At 47.0% G+C, this 17,243-nt stretch carries 18 protein-coding genes and 2 pseudogenes; all 20 read left to right on the forward strand.

Annotated elements, in window-relative coordinates; translation table 11 throughout:
* Positions 1-252 precede the first annotated feature (252 nt).
* Positions 253-510 (forward strand): annotated as a pseudogene (locus AACU19_RS23780) (ParB/Srx family N-terminal domain-containing protein); the annotation flags it as partial.
* Positions 511-1,033: 523 nt separating this feature from the next.
* The gene (locus tag AACU19_RS21950) at positions 1,034-1,966 is read left to right on the forward strand and encodes a GREB1-related protein (RefSeq protein WP_105278532.1); all 933 of its coding nucleotides are present in this window, start codon (positions 1,034-1,036) and stop codon (positions 1,964-1,966) included.
* The gene (locus tag AACU19_RS21955) at positions 1,944-2,153 is read left to right on the forward strand and encodes a hypothetical protein (protein ID WP_000126790.1); all 210 of its coding nucleotides are present in this window, start codon (positions 1,944-1,946) and stop codon (positions 2,151-2,153) included. The genes AACU19_RS21950 and AACU19_RS21955 overlap by 23 nt, the downstream gene beginning before the upstream one ends.
* Positions 2,154-2,156: 3 nt before the next feature.
* A complete protein-coding gene (locus AACU19_RS21960; RefSeq protein ID WP_105278533.1) occupies positions 2,157-3,251 on the forward strand; it encodes a terminase small subunit in 1,095 nt (364 codons plus the stop codon).
* Positions 3,232-4,533 carry a terminase large subunit domain-containing protein gene (locus AACU19_RS21965; protein WP_001406943.1) on the forward strand — a complete coding sequence of 434 codons (1,302 nt, stop codon included), beginning with the start codon at positions 3,232-3,234 and terminating at the stop codon, positions 4,531-4,533. The genes AACU19_RS21960 and AACU19_RS21965 overlap by 20 nt, the downstream gene beginning before the upstream one ends.
* A gap of 2 nt (positions 4,534-4,535) precedes the next feature.
* Positions 4,536-5,942 (forward strand): DUF4055 domain-containing protein, encoded by a 1,407-nt coding sequence (locus AACU19_RS21970; protein WP_001406944.1) that lies wholly within the window; start codon positions 4,536-4,538, stop codon positions 5,940-5,942.
* Positions 5,926-7,038, forward strand: coding sequence for a phage minor head protein (locus AACU19_RS21975; RefSeq protein WP_001406945.1), 1,113 nt, complete (start codon positions 5,926-5,928; stop codon positions 7,036-7,038). Before AACU19_RS21970 ends, AACU19_RS21975 begins: the two co-directional genes overlap by 17 nt.
* A gap of 103 nt (positions 7,039-7,141) precedes the next feature.
* On the forward strand, positions 7,142-7,906 hold the full coding sequence (locus AACU19_RS21980) for a DUF6651 domain-containing protein (protein WP_105278534.1): 765 nt from the start codon (positions 7,142-7,144) through the stop codon (positions 7,904-7,906).
* 99 nt (positions 7,907-8,005) lie between these two features.
* Positions 8,006-9,145, forward strand: coding sequence for a P22 phage major capsid protein family protein (locus AACU19_RS21985; RefSeq protein WP_001406946.1), 1,140 nt, complete (start codon positions 8,006-8,008; stop codon positions 9,143-9,145).
* A gap of 43 nt (positions 9,146-9,188) precedes the next feature.
* Positions 9,189-9,413 (forward strand): hypothetical protein, encoded by a 225-nt coding sequence (locus tag AACU19_RS21990; RefSeq protein ID WP_047671517.1) that lies wholly within the window; start codon positions 9,189-9,191, stop codon positions 9,411-9,413.
* A gap of 3 nt (positions 9,414-9,416) precedes the next feature.
* On the forward strand, positions 9,417-9,812 hold the full coding sequence (locus AACU19_RS21995; RefSeq protein WP_001406948.1) for a hypothetical protein: 396 nt from the start codon (positions 9,417-9,419) through the stop codon (positions 9,810-9,812).
* Complete coding sequence (locus AACU19_RS22000) at positions 9,812-10,195, forward strand: hypothetical protein (RefSeq protein WP_001406949.1); 384 nt, start codon at positions 9,812-9,814, stop codon at positions 10,193-10,195. The genes AACU19_RS21995 and AACU19_RS22000 overlap by 1 nt, the downstream gene beginning before the upstream one ends.
* On the forward strand, positions 10,196-10,576 hold the full coding sequence (locus tag AACU19_RS22005) for a hypothetical protein (RefSeq protein WP_105278535.1): 381 nt from the start codon (positions 10,196-10,198) through the stop codon (positions 10,574-10,576).
* The gene (locus AACU19_RS22010) at positions 10,573-10,965 is read left to right on the forward strand and encodes a phage tail terminator-like protein (protein WP_001406951.1); all 393 of its coding nucleotides are present in this window, start codon (positions 10,573-10,575) and stop codon (positions 10,963-10,965) included. The genes AACU19_RS22005 and AACU19_RS22010 overlap by 4 nt, the downstream gene beginning before the upstream one ends.
* Positions 10,966-10,991: 26 nt before the next feature.
* Positions 10,992-11,954 (forward strand): phage tail tube protein, encoded by a 963-nt coding sequence (locus AACU19_RS22015; RefSeq protein ID WP_001406952.1) that lies wholly within the window; start codon positions 10,992-10,994, stop codon positions 11,952-11,954.
* A 148-nt stretch (positions 11,955-12,102) separates the two neighbouring features.
* On the forward strand, positions 12,103-12,462 hold the full coding sequence (locus AACU19_RS22020) for a hypothetical protein (RefSeq protein WP_122985745.1): 360 nt from the start codon (positions 12,103-12,105) through the stop codon (positions 12,460-12,462).
* Positions 12,463-12,948: 486 nt separating this feature from the next.
* The gene (locus tag AACU19_RS22025; RefSeq protein ID WP_001406955.1) at positions 12,949-13,485 is read left to right on the forward strand and encodes an Ail/Lom family outer membrane beta-barrel protein; all 537 of its coding nucleotides are present in this window, start codon (positions 12,949-12,951) and stop codon (positions 13,483-13,485) included.
* Between the two features lie 69 nt (positions 13,486-13,554).
* A complete protein-coding gene (locus tag AACU19_RS22030) occupies positions 13,555-16,788 on the forward strand; it encodes a phage tail tape measure protein (protein ID WP_047671520.1) in 3,234 nt (1,077 codons plus the stop codon).
* A complete protein-coding gene (locus AACU19_RS22035) occupies positions 16,781-17,119 on the forward strand; it encodes a phage tail protein (RefSeq protein WP_047662217.1) in 339 nt (112 codons plus the stop codon). Before AACU19_RS22030 ends, AACU19_RS22035 begins: the two co-directional genes overlap by 8 nt.
* Positions 17,119-17,243 (forward strand): annotated as a pseudogene (locus tag AACU19_RS22040) (phage minor tail protein L); the annotation flags it as partial. The gene AACU19_RS22035 and the pseudogene AACU19_RS22040, both read left to right, overlap by 1 nt.

The following is a 17,243-nucleotide window of genomic DNA, read 5'->3' on the forward strand; positions in this document are numbered from 1 at the left end:
CCTGATTTAAATCCGGAGAAAACTATGTGGAAACCTACCGGCGACCGAGTGCTCACCGTACTCATTGACAGCAAACCGCAGTATTCACGTATTGAAACTAACGGTAAGGACGTTCGTCTGGTTCGCAAGTAACTTGCATTACAGCAGCCCTTCAGCGAGGGGCTGCGATAATGCCAGGCTCACTAACAGCACCCGCCGCGCACCCAGCGCACTGGCTGATGGTGAGCTTTTTTATTCATAAAGTGAGGCTGTATGAGCGAGAAATTGAAGATCGTCTATCGCCCGTTACAAAAACTGTCTCCATATGCGCATAACGCCAGGACCCACGGCCCTGAGCAGGTGGCTCAACTGGTAGAAAGCATTAAGCAATTTGGCTGGACTAATCCAGTGCTGATTGACGAAAAAGGCGAAATTATTGCTGGTCACGGTCGCGTTATGGCGGCTGAAGTGCTCAAAATGGATTCCGTTCCGGTCATTGTTTTGTCTGGCCTGAAGGAGGATCAGAAAAAGGCGTATCGCCTGGCAGATAATCGTCTGCCGCTTAACGCTGGCTGGGATGAAGAGCTGTTACGGATGGAACTTTCAGAGTTAATCAATGCTGATTTTGATATCTCCCTGACAGGATTCAGCCCAACAGAAATTGACGAACTGTTGATGGAAGTTTTGCCGGGCACCGGAACTGAGGAGGAGCCGTACACGACGAAAATTGATACGCCTGTTTATGAGCCGTCAGGCGATAAACCGGATATCGGCGAACTGTACGACGATACGAAAACTCAGGAGCTGGTCAGCCGGATACGTGCGGCGTCCCTTGATCCTGATATCGAAAAATTCCTCCTGTGTGCAGCAGAGCGTCACACGGTGTTTGATTTCAGCAGAATTGCGGACTATTACGCTCACGCCCCCGCTGAAATTCAGCACCTTTTTGAGGAGTCGGCGCTGGTGATCATTGATTATCAGCAGGCCATTGAAAATGGATTTGTCCGGATGACGCAACGCATGGTGGAGATCATGCACGGCGGGGAGGAGGAATATGCGTGATGATTTTTGCGCCTTTATTCTGACTCACGGGCGACCGGACAAAGTTCTGACTTACCGGACATTACGTCGAGCTGGCTATACCGGTAAAATTTTTATCGTCGTTGATGATGAAGATAAAACCCGGCATCAGTACATAGCTGAATTTGGTAAACAGGTGTTGGTGTTTTCTAAAGCCGATATCGCCAGTCGTTTTGACGAAGCCGATAATTTCGGTGACCGTCGCTCAATTTTTTACGCACGTAATGCCTGCTTCGACCTGGCAAAACAGGTCAGGTGTAAATACTTCATTCAGTTCGATGATGATTATCATGAGTTCCAGTTTCGGGTGGATCACAACTATGACCAGGCCTATTTTCCGATAAGGAAACTGGACGCAATCCTTTCTGAAATGCTGGCGTATTACGAATCAATTCCTGCGCTTTCCATCGCTATGTCGCAGGGCGGGGATTTTCTTGGTGACAATGGCGGCCATGCTTCATGGGTGAAACGCAAGGCAATGAACAGCTTTATCTGTTCGGTTGAGCGACCGTTCTCATTCATGGGGCGCATTAACGAGGATGTGAATACTTACACGAATCTCGGTCGCCGTGGTGAATTGTTTATGACGATTGGTGCTGTCCAGTTGGGACAGAAACAGACGCAGAAAAACAGCGGCGGAATGACCGAGCTGTATCTGGATTCCGGAACCTACGTTAAAAGTTTTTACTCCGTCATGTATGCGCCCTCGTGCGTAAAAATCTCACTGATGGGGGCCAGCCATAAACGCATTCACCATCAGGTCACCTGGAACAACGCTGCAGTAAAAATCCTTAACGAAAAATACAGGAAGAAGACACCCTGCATACCAATGGGGGTGACAAATGATTCCGTATTCGAAAGTCGAGTCTTTGGCTGCGTGCCGGATGACCGCACAACAAATCGCTGATGTTCTGGATGTTGATCTGAACCGACTGAAAGAAAATCGGGAAGCAATGACAAATTTTTACGCATCCATCCGTAAGGGAAGAGCGAAAGGTGAAGCCGAGCTACGAGCCGCATTGTTTAAGCTTGCCAGAAAAGGGGATGCCTTTGCTCTGCGTGAGTTACTAAGGGTGGATAAAAATCAGGACTAACTGATGAACAGACCGGACTGGGGGGCGTTGCAGCAGGAATATATTGCTGAATACACCCGTTCCGGTATATCTCCGGTTGCATGGTGTGAAGCAAGGGGACTGAATTACGCAACAGCCCGTCGTTACATCAAAAAACCTCCGAAAAATGCGCAGACAGAAGTGCGCAAAACTGCGCAAAAAAGTGCGCAGAAAAAATCTGCGCAGACTGCGCAAAAGCGGAACAGAAAATCTCAGAAAAAAAAGACGGTATCCGATGCCTTCCTGATTAAGAGTGGCGCGGAGGAGATTTCATTCTGTCCCGATGAATTCGGCATTTCTGACCAGCAGGCAAAATTCGCCATGCTGGTTGCCCAGGGTAAAAACCTTATCGATGCATACCGCCTGGCGGGTTACGAGGGGACGGGAAACGTAGCAAGTGCCGCAGCTTCCCGCCTGTTAAGAAATGTTAAGGTTTATCGGGCTATCTCATGGTTCCGCAATCAGTACCAGAAACGCTATACCGCAGACCTGGATTTACTGGTGAGTCAGTTGATGGCCATTGTTCAGGCCGACCCCAATCAGTTGGCGCAATTTCGCCGTGTTAACTGCCGTTATTGCTGGGGCGAGAATCACCTCTACCAGTGGCGCGATATAGCAGAATTCGACAAGGCAGCGGCACAGGCCTCCAGAGATGGCAAACCTGAACCTGAGTATGGTGGCCTCGGGTTTGTTGATAACGCCATACCCAATTCGGACTGCCCGAAGTGCTGCGGTGAGGGAACAGGGCAGCTTTATATGGCCGATACCACTCTGCTTGATGGGGATGTACGGCAATTATATGCAGGGGCAAAGCTCGGAAAATTCGGTGTTGAGATCCTGCAGGAGAATAAAGCTGCCGCCCGGCGTGAATTGTTGCGTTTGCTTTCTGCTGGCGGGGCATTATGTGCAGATAAGCGGCTACAGGAACTGGAAATTGAGCGGCGCAGAATGGAAAACCAGAAGCTGCGCAAAGAGATCGAAACGGTGGAGGGTAATGAACATCCCCTGCCTGTGGCGATCAATATTAATGTAGTTGATGCCAGGGTAAGGAGTGATGAAGATGATCTCTCCGACGCTTAATGTGCCTCAGGCGCGATTTCTTTCCATGCCTCATAAATTTAAAGCCTATATTGCTGGTTTTGGCTCGGGCAAAACATGGGTGGGGTGTGGCGGCATATGCAAGGGGATTTGGGAGCATCCTGGTATAAATCAGGGATATTTTGCGCCAACGTATCCCCAAATTCGCGATATTTTTTACCCTACAGTGGAAGAAGTTGCTGCTGACTGGGGATTGAACGTAAAAATTAATGAGGGAAATAAAGAGGTTCATTTTTATTACGGACGCCAGTATCGGGGAACCACCATCTGCAGATCGATGGAGAAGCCGCAAACGATCGTCGGTTTCAAAATTGGTAATGCGCTGGTGGATGAACTGGACATTTTGCCGAAGGAAAAAGCCAGAACTGCGTGGCGCAAGATAATTGCGCGTATGCGTTATAAGGTTGATGGACTTCGCAACGGTATTGACGTTACAACCACGCCAGAAGGATTCAAATTTGTCTACGAGCAGTTTGTTAAAGCCGTGCGTGAAAAAACAGAGTTGTCCTCACTGTATGGTCTGGTGCAGGCATCTACTTTCGATAATGAAAAGAACCTGCCAGCAGATTACATTCCTTCGCTTCTTGAATCATACCCTCCAGAGCTGATTAAAGCCTATCTTCGTGGACAGTTTACGAACCTGACAAGTGGTACTGTTTACCATCAGTTTGACCGGCAACTGAATAATTGCGAAGAAGTGGAGCAGCCTGGGGAGCCGATTTATATCGGGATGGATTTTAACGTTGGAAAGATGGCGGGGATCGTCCATGTGCTGCGTTTGGGTCTTCCATGTGCGGTAACTGAAATCATCAATGCCTACGATACGCCGGATATGATCCGTATCATTAAAGAACGCTTCTGGCTGTATGACGGAAATGATTACCGGAAGGTGAGAGAAATTTATATTTATCCTGATGCCTCCGGGGATTCCCGAAAATCAAATAATGCAAGTGCGACGGATATTGCTCAGCTTAAACAGGCCGGTTTTAACGTTGTGGTGAACAGTTCGAACCCGCCAGTAAAAGATCGCGTTAACTCAATGAATGCAATGTTCTGCAATGCCAATGGCGAGCGTCGCTATAAAGTTAATGTGAAGCGTTGTCCGGTATATGCCGAATCTCTGGAGCAACAGGTCTGGGATGATAAGGGGGAGCCTGATAAAAAATCTGGCAACGATCACCCGAATGATGCAGGAGGTTATTTCATCGTTAAACAATTCCCTATTGTCAAACCGACCGGAAGAGTCACATCACTTCGGATTTAATTATGGCTGATATATCAACACCCAACCTCGACTATAACGATATGCTGGAGGCGTGGGATATTAACGACGCACTGATGGGCGGTACGCTTGAAATGCGCAGGCAGGGAGAAAATTATCTCCCAAAATGGCCTAACGAAGATGAAGACGCTTATAAAAAACGCCTGTCCGTGGCTACGCTACTTCCTGTGTATGAAGAAAGCATTAAGCAAAATATTGGGCGCATATTTGCAGAGCCGACAGTATTGAGTGAGGAAACGCCGGAAAAAATCAGGGAATATGCAGAAAATATCGACATGGAGGGGAGCCGACTGGATGTGTGGGCGCAGCAATTTTTCAGCCTCGCATTTCAGTATGGTGTGGCACATGCGCTGGTGGATTATCCACGAACGGATGTGAACGAGATCCGGACAAAAGCCGATGAAAATGCGGCTGGTGGTCGTCCATACGTTACGATGTTGAATCCACGCCAGGTTATTGGATGGAAATCGAAAGTTGAAAAAGGGAAAGTCGTTCTCACTGATTTGCGTATAAAAGAGATCATCATTGTTGATGGTGATGATTTCGGGCAGAAGAAGGTGGAGCAGATCCGCCATATTATGCCCCGTTGCGTTGAAATTTATCGACGCAGCGAAGGTACTAATGGCGAATCTGTCTGGACCCTTCACGAGTCATGGAATACCAGCCGTGATGATATTCCCCTGGTAACACTGTATACAAAGAAAACAGGCTTTATGCGTGGTACACCGCCATTGCTTAATCTTGGCTTGTTGAATATCAAGCACTGGCAAAGCCAGAGTGAGCAGGACAATATTCTTCATGTTGCCCGCGTTCCATTGCTGGTGGCCTACGGGCTGGACAGGAATGAAGAACTGACGGTTGGTGCATCCACCGCTACGATTTTTGAGGACAGAACAAAAAATGGCCTCGAATATGTTGAACATAGTGGCGCAGCGATAGAATCTGGCGAAACATCACTGGAGAAGCTGGAAAATCAGATGCGTCATGCCGGCGCTAAACTTCTGCGTGCTGAAAACACATCCACCAAATCTGTTGATCAGACCAATGAAGAGCGGATGCAGGAAAACTCGCCGCTTTATACAATGGCGAACTCCCTCGAAGATGCCCTTGATAATATTCTCCAGATAATGGCGGAGTGGATCGGCGAGAGTTGCGGCGGCAATGTGGATGTGCGGACTGAACTGGATGTATCTGCCCAGGTGTTTGACTCATCCTCCGCGCTGGCTGTTCAGTCATTGCGTCAGGGCGGTGATATACGTCAGATTGATGCGGTTCGGGTGTTGCAGGCGTTGAAATTTATCGATCAGGATTCCCGTCCAGAGGAAGTGATCGACGAATTAAAAAACCAGGGCGTAACGCTGATGGATATCAATGATGCAAACAGTGAATGAACGGCTGCGTGATGAATCAATTGCTCATGCAGTCTGGATATCTCGCTATAGCACTGGTGTGGCTGCCAGAATGGTGAAAACTCTGAACGACAGCGATGCGGAGCTTACAGCTCGGCTGCTGGTTGCACTGGACAGCCTCGATCCAGGTAGTTTCACCGTTACGCGCCTGGAATCACTTCTGACGAGTGTCAGAGAGGTTAACCGTGCGGCTATTAACAGCATGTTTACCAGTCTCTCCGGAGAGCTGAACGAGCTGGCAATTTATGAGGCAGGTTATCAGTTAAGTCTGTTTGATTCTCTGCTACCTGATTTTGTTGCTGATGTTCATCCGCTGGTTGGTATCTCACCAGATGCACTTTATGCCGCTGCAATGGCGCGACCATTCCAGGGGCGACTGCTCAGTGAGTGGGCCTCAGATCTTGAGGCGGATCGGCTCAGACGCATTACAAATACGGTACGTCAGGGTTTTTTGCTGGGTGATACCAATGAGCAGATCGCAAGAAAAATTCGGGGACATGTCAGTAAGGGATTTCAGGATGGTGCATTGCAGATGAGTCGGGCTAATGCGGCCAGCATTGCAAAAACAGCGGTTGGACATCTTGCTGCTACTGCCCGTGAGAGTTTTGCCAGCGCGAATAATGATTTGATTAAGGGTAAGCAATGGTTATCAACGCTTGATAATCGTACTACGCCACAATGTCGAATCAGGGATCGCCTCAAATATACGCTGGATAATAAACCTGTAGGTCACAGCGTACCTTATTTGCAGGGACCGGGAAAAATTCATTTCTGCTGCCGCTCAACGGAAACGTTCATTCTGAAATCAGCGAAGGAACTGGGTATTGATGTTCGTGATATTCCCCCGGCTGAGCGGGCCAGCATGGATGGCGTGGTAGCCGGAGATACAACCTACAGGGAATGGTTTTTGCGCCAGCCTTACACCAGACAAAAACAGATTGTGGGGGAAAACCGGGCAAAGCTGATTCGGGATGGCGGTATGTCGCCAGATGAATTTTACACCGATAAAGGCGAATGGTTGACACTGAAGCAACTCCGGGAGCGTGATGCTCAGGCATTCAGAAACGCAGGGATTTAAATAAATCATTTATTACAACAGGCTACCTTCGGGTGGCTTTTTTTTTGCTGCGATCCGGATGGTGAGCAGCGTAACTGTCGGAAGACTTAAACCAGGTACTAATATGAAACTGAAAACGGTCGAGATTAACGGAAAACAATACGCAGAAATTGATACTGCTGGCCTTCCAGTTTATGTGCACGACGATGGTAAAGAAATCGGCTTCGATGCACCGCTGGCGACAAAAAAAATTACAGAGCTTAATGGCGAGGCAAAAAATCATCGCCTGGCTACAGAAGCTGCAGAGGAAAAACTGGCTAAGTTTGCCGCTATCGAAGACCCGAAGAAGGCAATCGAGGCACTGGAAATGCTGTCAAAAATCGACCAGAAAAAGCTGATCGATGCGGGACAGGTTGACCAGGTAAAGGCAGATATTACGAAAAACTTTCAGCAGCAATTAGACGAAGAAAAGCAACGCTCTCAGATGCTGGAGAAGCAGCTTTACGATTCCATGATTGGCGGTAGTTTTGCGGGGTCAAAATATATTGCCGATAAAATTGCGATCCCGGCAGATTTATTACAAGCCCGCTTCGGACAGGCATTCAAAGTGGAAGAAGGGAAGATAGTTGCCTATGACGCTTCCGGCAACAAAATTTATTCCCGCTCGAAGCCAGGCGAACTGGCGCAGTTTGATGAGGCGCTGGAGTTCCTCGTCGAAAATTACCCTCAGAAAGACTATATCCTGAAAGCCAGTGGTAACAATGGCGGCGGCTCTCGTCCGACACAGCATGATATTGGTCAGAAAACGATGAAACGCTCTGCTTTCGATGCACTGGATGTTGCAGGTAAGCAAAATGCACTGAAAGACGGTATCACAATCGTTGATTAATACATTTGCCAGCTTCCGGATGGGAGCTGGTGTCAGGGCTGGATAGCTCACTACTCAATCCATTGAAAAATTAAGCAAATTTTTAAGGAATATTTAATTATGGCTGGAAATACCCTGACCGGGTTGATCCCGACTATTTATACCGCCCTGGATGTTGTATCCCGTGAGCAGGTAGGTTTTATCCCTGCTGTAGCAAAAAACGCAAAAGCTGACGCCGCAGCAAAAGATCAGACGGTAACCGCGCCAGTTGCACCTGAGGCGAAAACCGAAGATATCGTACCGGGGCCGTCAGCTCCGAATACCGGTGATCAAAATATTGGTACTGTTGATGTAAAAATAACTAAATCCAAAATGGCACCGGTTAAATGGAATGGTGAAGAACAACTGGCTCTTGGCCCTTCCGGGACTTACAACACCATTCTGGCTGATCAGTTTAAGCAGGCTTTTCGCGCCCTTGCAAACGAGGTTGAGGCTGATCTTGGTGCGCTGTATTTCGGTACTTCCCGCGCCGTGGGAACTGCAGGGACAACGCCGTTTGGTGTTAAAGATGATCTTTCTGATGCTGCTTTGGCTCGCCAGGTTCTGGAGGATAACGGCGCACCGACAACCGATCTGCAGATGGTGCTTGGCTCCACTGCCATTGCGAATTTGCGCGGAAAACAGTCTGTATTGTTTAAAGTGAATGAATCCGGCACTGAACAGCTACTGCGTGAGGGCGTGTTAGGGCGTCTGGAGGGATTCAATATTCACAGTTCGGCAGGTGTAAAACGAGCGCCGAAGGTTGCTGCAACTGGTTATCTCGTGAATGGCGAGAAAAAAGAAGGCGATGTTCTTATTTCCATTGATACTGGTTCGGGGAGTATTTCGGCAGGTCAGATTGTTACGTTCGCTGGCGATCCGAATCAGTATGTTGTGGCAGCAGCGACCAGCAATCTGATTACTCTTGCAGCGCCTGGACTGCGTCAGGATCTGGCCGATGATACTGTAATCACGGTTGTCGGCTCCTTTACTGCAAATATGGCGTTTGATCGCAACGCATTTCTGCTGGCGTCCCGTACCCCGGCAATGCCGGAAGGTGGCGATAATGCTGATGATGTAATGAATGTTACGGACCCGATCTCAGGAATTACGTTCCAGATTGCCCTGTATCGTCAGTATCGCCAGGTTCGCTATGAAGTTGGACTGGCATGGGGTGTTTCATCGGTGAAGCCGGCGCATGGTTGTCTGATTCTTGGTTAAACATCCAAACGGGGCTTCGGCCCCATTTTTTAATGGAGGGTATATGGCTGGATTAACTAAAGAGCAAAGAGCACAGCGTGAAGCCGCGCAAAAAAATGCAGTGGCGGAGCAGAATGTGGAGCAAATTCAGGATCCTCAAAAAACACAGATTGAGTTGGTGGTTATGATGACCGATCATCAGATGTTTCCCGGCGCACCAACTATCGCTAATGTTCATCCTGAAGAAGTTGATAACTGGAAGGCTCTGGGCTGGAAAACTCAGGAGTAACACATGATCACTTATGTGACCTGTGATGACGTTGATAATGCGCTTGGGAATGCCTGGGCGAGCGAGAACGCTAAAAATAAAGCTGTTTTAATGGCTAATGCCTGGCTTAATGGCTTCAACCTGAAAATTAACCCATCCCGTATTCCGGAAGAGATAAAGCTTGCGGGAGCATATGCAGCCAGAAGTGCCTCTCTCGGTAAGTTGTTTCAGCAGAAAAATGATTCTGGCGTTGTTATCAGTAAAGCCGTGTCGGCTGACGGGATCAGTGTATCGAAATCATTTGCTCAGTTGCCAGCAAATAGTACTGCATTGCTTGAGCCCGATTTACAGCTTGCAATAGCACTGCTGAAACCGTACGGGCTTAGTCGCTCACAAGTCAGGGTTGTGAGGGGGGGATGATGGGACTTCGTGAAGAGATTCAGTCAGAGGTTGCCGCTGCTTTTGATGAAGAGTTAGCGGACGCTGTGAGTGATTTTTCTGGTTCTTATTCTATGTACCGGTACTGGGATCCTGTGACGGAAACTGGTGACGAATTCACAACAACCTATACCGGGCGAGGCGTGTTGGCACGTTATAAGCTGAACAGAATTGATGGGATTAATATTTTGCATGGTGACCTTAAATTAACCGTTCTGGTATGCGAGGTTACGGATAAACCCGCGGTCGGCCATATTATTGAGACTTATGATCCTGTATCAAGGCAGTTGCAACGATACGAGGTAATTACAGCGAGTGTAGATCCTTCCGCATCAGTTTACTCACTCCAGTTAAGGAGGACGTAAATGGCAAAGGCATGGGATATAGAACCGTCAATATTTGCCGGGATGATTGAGGAAGATGTGGGACTGAAAATTCGCTACATCGCTATTCAGATTCTTACGGCCATTGATATTGCTGCTCCGGTTGATACCGGGCGTTTCAGAAATAACAACCTGGTGTCGTTACAGCATCCCGATTTTGGTATATCTGATAACGTGGATCCGAACGGTACGATTGCGATTCAGCGTGGGATCGGGGTTATTTCGAAAGCTGCAAATTACGGAATTATTTATATCCAGAATAACCTTCCTTATGCAGAGGTTCTTGAAAACGGTCATTCACAACAAGCGCCAACTGGCGTGTATGCCAATGCTTTTCATGGTGTTTTACAGGCTTACAAATGACGTTTACTGAAATCAGAAATGCTGTCATTTCCAGAATGACGGCACAGACGGTTATTGATGGAAAAGACGTATTGTATCCGAACGGGCCAACGTTCGATCCTTCCGGTAAGTTAATCTGGGCGCGGTTAAGTAATATCCCCGGTCTGGCCGGAGTTAACGAAATTGGCGCGGGGCCGGTTGTTTATCGCACGGGGATAATCATTATTCAGTTATTTGTCCCCGCTGGTTCTGGTTCAAAACTCATTACTGAGACGGCCGATACCTTGCGGGAGCTGTTTGAGTTTCAGGATGATGATCGTCTCAGTTACCTGGCCGTTTCCTCAATAGCTGTTGGCGAAAAGAATGGCTGGTTCCAGCTTAATCTTCAAATTCCATATCGCGCACTCTAGCGCAATTAATGACATAGGAGGCTCCTGTGAGTTCAGGTGCAAAGGTTATCTCGGCATTTATCCGGGAGACAGTTGCAGGCACCACGCCAGCAAGTGGTGACTGGAGTTTATTAAAACGCACAAGCTGGGGAGTAAAACCCACCCAGAATAAAGGCGAAAATAATGAGATCGGCGGCTCCCGGATGGCTCAGGGGGCAACGCCTGGCACTGTGGATGTTGGCGGTGATGTTGGTACCAAATTTCGCTGGGGTCAACATGATGATTTTCTTGCATCCTGTTTCGGCGCGGAATGGTCAGGCGATTCTCTGACAATGGGAAATGAGCGAATAACATTTTCTCTGGCGACCTATGCGTCCGATGTCGGAATTGCCTCTGTCATCAGAGGAGCGCAGGTGGGGTCATGGAAAATGCAGATCCCTAACGATGGTGATATTACGGCGACCGTAACCTTTGCCGGGCTGGACTGGGAATCAAAGGCCGATGATACGAATTTTATCACAGGCGAACCTGTGGATAGCGCAGGAGAGCTACGTTATTCGTTTAAGGAGGTTTCAGCAGTAAGCCTGAATGGTGTTGCCGGAGGTAACGGTTTTTGTATCGACAGTTTTGATATTCAGTTCGATAACAAACTCCAGACTCAGCGTTGTATCGGGACTGGCTCGCCTTATGCAGGAGCAAATATTCCTACTACCTTTACACCGTCCGGTACGGTGACGCTTTCATGGTCTAAAGCTGCGTGGGAAATCTGGAGTAAAACACTGACTGGAGAAACAGTTCCGTTCAGCTTCACGCTTTCGAATGGAGAGGGGGCATACACTTTCAGTTTTCCGAAGGTTCAGGTGTCAGGTGAATGGCCTGACGGTGGTAATACCGACATTATCCAGGTTCAACTGAGTATTACCGCAGCAGATGAAGCGCCTACGATAACCAGAAAAAAAGCCTCTCCGGCTGCCGTGATCGCAAAAGCCAGTGCTGAGGCGATTAGTTGATTTTCCGTTATTTCCCCTGTGGTGTTGCACTACAGGGACGTTTTGAATGAGGTTATGGATGTTTATTCTTAATCAGAAAATTATCATCGGTGGAGAACGCTGGTTTACGCCAATGAAGGACTTAAAACCTGTAGATGGGTTAAAACTGTTGGTGGCAAGCAGCGATAACGATCAGTATCGCTCCCGTAATGCATTAATCCGTCGTCACATAGAGAAAATGGATGCCAGTTTGCATGTCGGAACGAAAGAATTTGATATTGCAAAGGTCGACGAGGTGGATTCTGTTGATGATTTACTTATTGATAACGCCGCTCGTTATTTACTGAAAGACTGGAAAGGGGTTGGTGAACTGGTGGATGGGGTTGAGGTCGCGCTGGAATATACACCAGAGCGAGGGGCCACGCTGCTCAAGCAGAATCCAGAGTTGTACTGGCAAATTCTTGCTGAAGCCGCCAGCATCGCCCAGGGAAAAGAGCAGCAGAAGCAGGATACGATAAAAAAGCCATAGCCGCCCAGCGGTGGTTATCGGAGTTCGGGGGCGAAAAGGGGGAAAAGGCAAGGTGGACGAGAGAAAAACTCAGGTTGCCACCGATACAGGAGCCAGAAATAGACCCCGTTGTCCGTGAGTTATTGTATGCGTACTCAGTAATGTCTCGTTCCAGGCGTTATGCGGGCATGTCCGGGGTTCCGCTGCCTTTATCAATATCTGACGTGCACGACTACTTAAAAGCACACCCAATATTGATAGATAGTGATGAATTTGAAGCAGTGATCTTTGCGCTGGATGATCAGTATGTTTCTCAATCCAAAACTGTTGATGGGATATTGATTAATTAATTTAATATTTTTTAGTAATTGTCTGAATTACAATGTGCACACATATAGTTTGATGAGAGATTGATAGTTGACTATCGAATGTGGTGGATATTTTAATGCTGCCAGCCAGATTAATTCTGGCTGTTATAACAATGATTTGTGAAATGACGGTGATTTTATGAAAAAAGCAGTGTTGACTACCATTATCGCTTCAGCCTTGTTTGCAACTGGCATTGCAAATGCTGAATTGAAGCAGAATACTATTTCTCTTGGTTATGCCCAAAGCCATGTTAAAGCCGGTGGAGAAAGCCTTGATGAGAATCCTTCAGGGGTAAATATTAAGTATCGCTATGAGCTGGATGATAAATGGGGCGTTGCATCTTCATTTACGTACACAAATCAAGAATACGATTATTATTTTGCAGGCTCTAAAATTGGAAATGGAGAACTGGATTACTATTCACTAGCTGCCGGTCCAGCCTATCGTTTCAATGATTACTTCAGTGCATATGGCTTATTAGGTGTAGCGCATGGACGTGCTGAAGCGACGATTCTGGGATACTCTGACTCTTCAAGCAAGACTTCGGTTGTATATGGTGCTGGTATTCAGTTTAATCCTGTACCAAATTGGGTAGTTGACGCATCCTATGAGTACACCAAATTGGGCGATGTGAAAGTAGGTACTTGGATGACCGGTATTGGTTATCGTTTCTGATAATTTCCTTTCCTCTGTTGTCTGGCCCCGCTTATCAAGCGGGGCTTTTTATTTGTCCGGAGTAACTAAATGACAGAGCAAACTTCGCGTCTTGCAATAATTATTGATAGCACTGGAGCGAAAAATAATGCTGACAATCTGACCTCCTCCCTAGTCAAAATGACGCAGGCCGGAGAAACTGCTGCAAATAGCGCAGGGAAAGTGACCAGGGCAACAGAAGATGAGAAGAACGCGCTCGCAAAATTAAAGGCAGCTATTGATCCTGTAGGTGCCGCAATTGATACTGTCGGTCGACGCTATTCTGAATTAAAGAAATATTTCGGCAAAGGGCTTATTGATAAAGAAGAATATGAATTTCTTGCCCGTAAACTTAATGAAACTACAGCGGAATTGAGCGGGGTTGCGCAAGCGCAGAGAGAAGCCGCGAAGGCCGGAAAACTTGCTGCTGCCCAGCAGGAAGCGCAGGCTCAGGCCTTTCAAAGAATGCTGGACAAGATCGACCCTCTGGCCGCGGCGCTAAGAAATCTTGACCAACAGCAGGATGAACTTAATGCAGCACTTTCATCCGGGAAAATAAATGGCTCTCAGTTTGATAATTACAGCCGAAAAATACAGGAAACGCGGCGAGAGCTAACAGGAGAGGCTCAGGCAGAACGAGAAGCAGCAAAAGCGCATGATGAACAGGTTGCTGCTTTGCAACGTCTGATTGCTCAACTCGATCCTGTCGGAACAGCTTTTAATCGCCTGACAGAGCAGCAAAAGCAACTTAGCGAAGCAAAAGCCAGGGGGATGCTTTCTCCTGAAATGTATGAGGAGCTCTCAGGAAAACTCCGTGCTATGCGGAGAGAGCTTGAGGCTACTGAATCGCAATTAAGTAAAACCGGAATGTCGGCAAAACAAACGGCTTTTGCTGTGCGCATGTTGCCTGCACAAATGACTGATATTGTAGTTGGATTGTCCACAGGCCAGTCACCTTTTATGGTGTTAATGCAGCAAGGCGGTCAGCTAAAAGATATGTTCGGTGGTATTGGCCCGGCGATCAAAGGTGTTGGTTCTTATGTAATGGGGTTAATTAATCCTTTTACCCTGGCTGCTGCAGCCGTTGGTGTTCTGGGGCTGGCTTACTATAAAGGCTCTCAGGAGCAGGACGAATTTAATAAATCTCTTATTCTTACCGGAAATCAGTTGGGGGCAACGAGTGGGCAATTGGCGGATATAGCTCAACGTGCCGGGGATGCAGCTGATTCGACAACTGGTGCTGCGGCGGCTGTATTAAACCAGCTTGTGCGTTCGGGAAAGGTAGCGAGTAGTTCGCTGGAGCAGGTGACGACAGCGATAGTAAAAACGAGCGAATTAACTGGAATATCGACCGATCAACTGGTTAATGATTTCAATGAAATAGCAAAGGATCCTGTCAGTGCCATATCAAAACTTAATGATCAGTACCATTTTCTGACACTGGCGACTTATAACCAGATTAAGGCGCTACAGGATGAAGGGAACCAGCAGGAGGCTGCTCGTATTGCGACGGAAGCATATTCATCCTCAATGATTCAACGTTCCAGCCAGATGAAAGAAAATCTTGGTTATCTTGAGGCTGCATGGAAAGCAGTCTCTAACTCCGCAAAATTGGCCTGGGATTCCATGTTGAATGTTGGGCGGGAGGTATCTATTGATCAAAAAATCGCAGATGTCATCCGCCAAATTGATGAAATAGAAAAAAATAACCGACCAGGGATTTTCGGGTTAGCAGGTATTGGAGATGGTGGTGCTCTAAAAAAAAGGCTGGCGCAATTAAAACAGCAATTGAGTGCACTTCAATCAGAAAAAATTGCTCAGGACGTACTAAATTCATCAATAGACGATTACAACAAGCGTCAACAGGAAGGAATTGAACTCAGACAGAAAGCAGATGCCTTTTCAAAACAATATCAGACCCGGGAGCAGCAGAGAGCCAGTGAACTTGCAGAACTGGAAAAGCTAAAGAATCAGTATTCAAAGGAAGAATATAATAATCTTGTCGCTCAAATAAATGAGCGTTATAAAGAACCAAAGCAACCAAAGGCGAAAGGTTATTCGGATGATGCTGCCCAACGAATGATTGATCATCTGAATCAACAGAATGCGTTACTAAGTTCACAAGCTGAATTGAGAGTTAAATTAAGTTCCTCTGAACAGGAACTGGTTAAGTGGCGTCAGCAGATTGCCGATCTGGAGTCACGACCGTTATCGAAATTAACCAAGGATCAGAAATCGCTTCTCTTACACCGGGAAGAAATAACCGCGTTGATGGAGAAAAATGTTGCGATTGAAAAAAATAACAGGCTAATCAAGGAATCTGTCGAAATAGCCGCATGGCGTGATTCATTGCAGGCTTCGATTGATAATCGTCAGCAGGGATATGATATTCAGATTGTTGGTTATGGGCTTGGTGATAAAAATCAGCAACGCCAGCAGGAGTTACTGCGGATTGAACGTGAATATAACAACCAGCGTCTGCAACTTGAACGTGACTATGCAGATAAATCCCGTGGAATGTCAGATCATGTTTTTCAGGAGAAAATGCAGGCTCTGAATGATGCTCTGGAACGAGAAAAAGAAATTGTCAGACAGAAAAACGAGCAGCTCGATATTCAGGCAGGAGACTGGGTTAGTGGTGCCTCCCAGGGATTCAATAACTGGCTGGATGACACTAAGGATATCAGTGAGCAGATAAAATTAACCACGACTCAGATGTTTAATGGGATGACCGATGCGCTGGGTGAGTTTGTCACGACAGGCAAGGCAAATTTTCGTTCTTTCGCTACTTCCGTGATTTCTGATCTTAGTCGAATAGCATTAAAGGCTTCAATTACTGGGATTTTCGACAGCATTGGTAACAGTTCTTCTGGTGGGATTTTAGGCACTATCGGGAGTGCTATTAGTAAATTTATTCCGAATGCAAAGGGCGGTGTTTATGAGTCTCCGTCATTGAGCACGTATTCGAACGGTATTTATGATTCCCCGCAATTTTTTGCTTTTGCAAAAGGGGCTGGTGTTTTTGGTGAGGCTGGACCGGAAGCTATTATGCCATTAACGCGAACTTCCGATGGTTCTCTTGGTGTCAGAGCTATTAATAGTAAAAGTGGTAATGGTGGCGGAGATATTACCTATGCCCCTGTATACCAAATTACTATCCAAAATGATGGCCAGAATGGAGAAATTGGCCCTCAGGCAATAAAAACACTTATGGGGATGGTTGATCAGCGGGTGCAGGGCACTTTGTTAAATATGCGACGTGATGGGGGAATGTTAAGTGGCTAATACGGAAGAATTTCACTGGTTACCAGAGGATGGAATGAAAACAGAACATAAACCATCGATAAAAACTGTAAGATTTGGCGATGGTTATGAGCAACGAAGTCCAAATGGACTTAATCATTCTCAGCGTGTTTTCACCTGTGATTTTAGGGTCGAGGCGAATGATCGTGATTCATTTGAACAGTTTTTAGTCCGGCATGGAGGTTATAAATCTTTTTTTTGGCGCCCGCCGGGTGTTAACAGAAAAATAAGAGTGGTGTGTCGAACGTGGTCCGCTACAGAACATATCACCTATACCGATTTTTCGTGTCAGTTTGACGAAGTGGTGATCTGATGCAGGACATACAACAGGAAACACTGAATGAATGCATCCGTGCGGAGCAGTCGGCCTGCCTGGTGCTCTGGGAAATTGACCTGACAGAGGTCGGTGGAGAACGTTATTTTTTCTGTAATGAGCA

This window comes from Escherichia sp. MOD1-EC4550, assembly GCF_963876935.1.
Lineage (GTDB): Bacteria > Pseudomonadota > Gammaproteobacteria > Enterobacterales > Enterobacteriaceae > Escherichia > Escherichia coli_F.

Excerpts from the sequence above, each read along its gene's own strand:
- AACU19_RS21975 (WP_001406945.1), top strand. The coding sequence starts at position 5,926 with ATGCAAACAGTGAATGAACGGCTGCGTGATGAATCAATTGCTCATGCA.
- AACU19_RS22000 (WP_001406949.1), top strand. The coding sequence starts at position 9,812 with ATGGGACTTCGTGAAGAGATTCAGTCAGAGGTTGCCGCTGCTTTTGAT.
- AACU19_RS21995 (WP_001406948.1), top strand. The coding sequence starts at position 9,417 with ATGATCACTTATGTGACCTGTGATGACGTTGATAATGCGCTTGGGAAT.
- AACU19_RS22010 (WP_001406951.1), top strand. The coding sequence starts at position 10,573 with ATGACGTTTACTGAAATCAGAAATGCTGTCATTTCCAGAATGACGGCA.
- AACU19_RS21965 (WP_001406943.1), top strand. The coding sequence starts at position 3,232 with ATGATCTCTCCGACGCTTAATGTGCCTCAGGCGCGATTTCTTTCCATG.
- AACU19_RS22030 (WP_047671520.1), top strand. The coding sequence starts at position 13,555 with ATGACAGAGCAAACTTCGCGTCTTGCAATAATTATTGATAGCACTGGA.
- AACU19_RS21970 (WP_001406944.1), top strand. The coding sequence starts at position 4,536 with ATGGCTGATATATCAACACCCAACCTCGACTATAACGATATGCTGGAG.
- AACU19_RS21955 (WP_000126790.1), top strand. The coding sequence starts at position 1,944 with ATGACCGCACAACAAATCGCTGATGTTCTGGATGTTGATCTGAACCGA.
- AACU19_RS22005 (WP_105278535.1), top strand. The coding sequence starts at position 10,196 with ATGGCAAAGGCATGGGATATAGAACCGTCAATATTTGCCGGGATGATT.
- AACU19_RS21950 (WP_105278532.1), top strand. The coding sequence starts at position 1,034 with ATGCGTGATGATTTTTGCGCCTTTATTCTGACTCACGGGCGACCGGAC.
- AACU19_RS21980 (WP_105278534.1), top strand. The coding sequence starts at position 7,142 with ATGAAACTGAAAACGGTCGAGATTAACGGAAAACAATACGCAGAAATT.
- AACU19_RS21960 (WP_105278533.1), top strand. The coding sequence starts at position 2,157 with ATGAACAGACCGGACTGGGGGGCGTTGCAGCAGGAATATATTGCTGAA.
- AACU19_RS21990 (WP_047671517.1), top strand. The coding sequence starts at position 9,189 with ATGGCTGGATTAACTAAAGAGCAAAGAGCACAGCGTGAAGCCGCGCAA.
- AACU19_RS21985 (WP_001406946.1), top strand. The coding sequence starts at position 8,006 with ATGGCTGGAAATACCCTGACCGGGTTGATCCCGACTATTTATACCGCC.
- AACU19_RS22025 (WP_001406955.1), top strand. The coding sequence starts at position 12,949 with ATGAAAAAAGCAGTGTTGACTACCATTATCGCTTCAGCCTTGTTTGCA.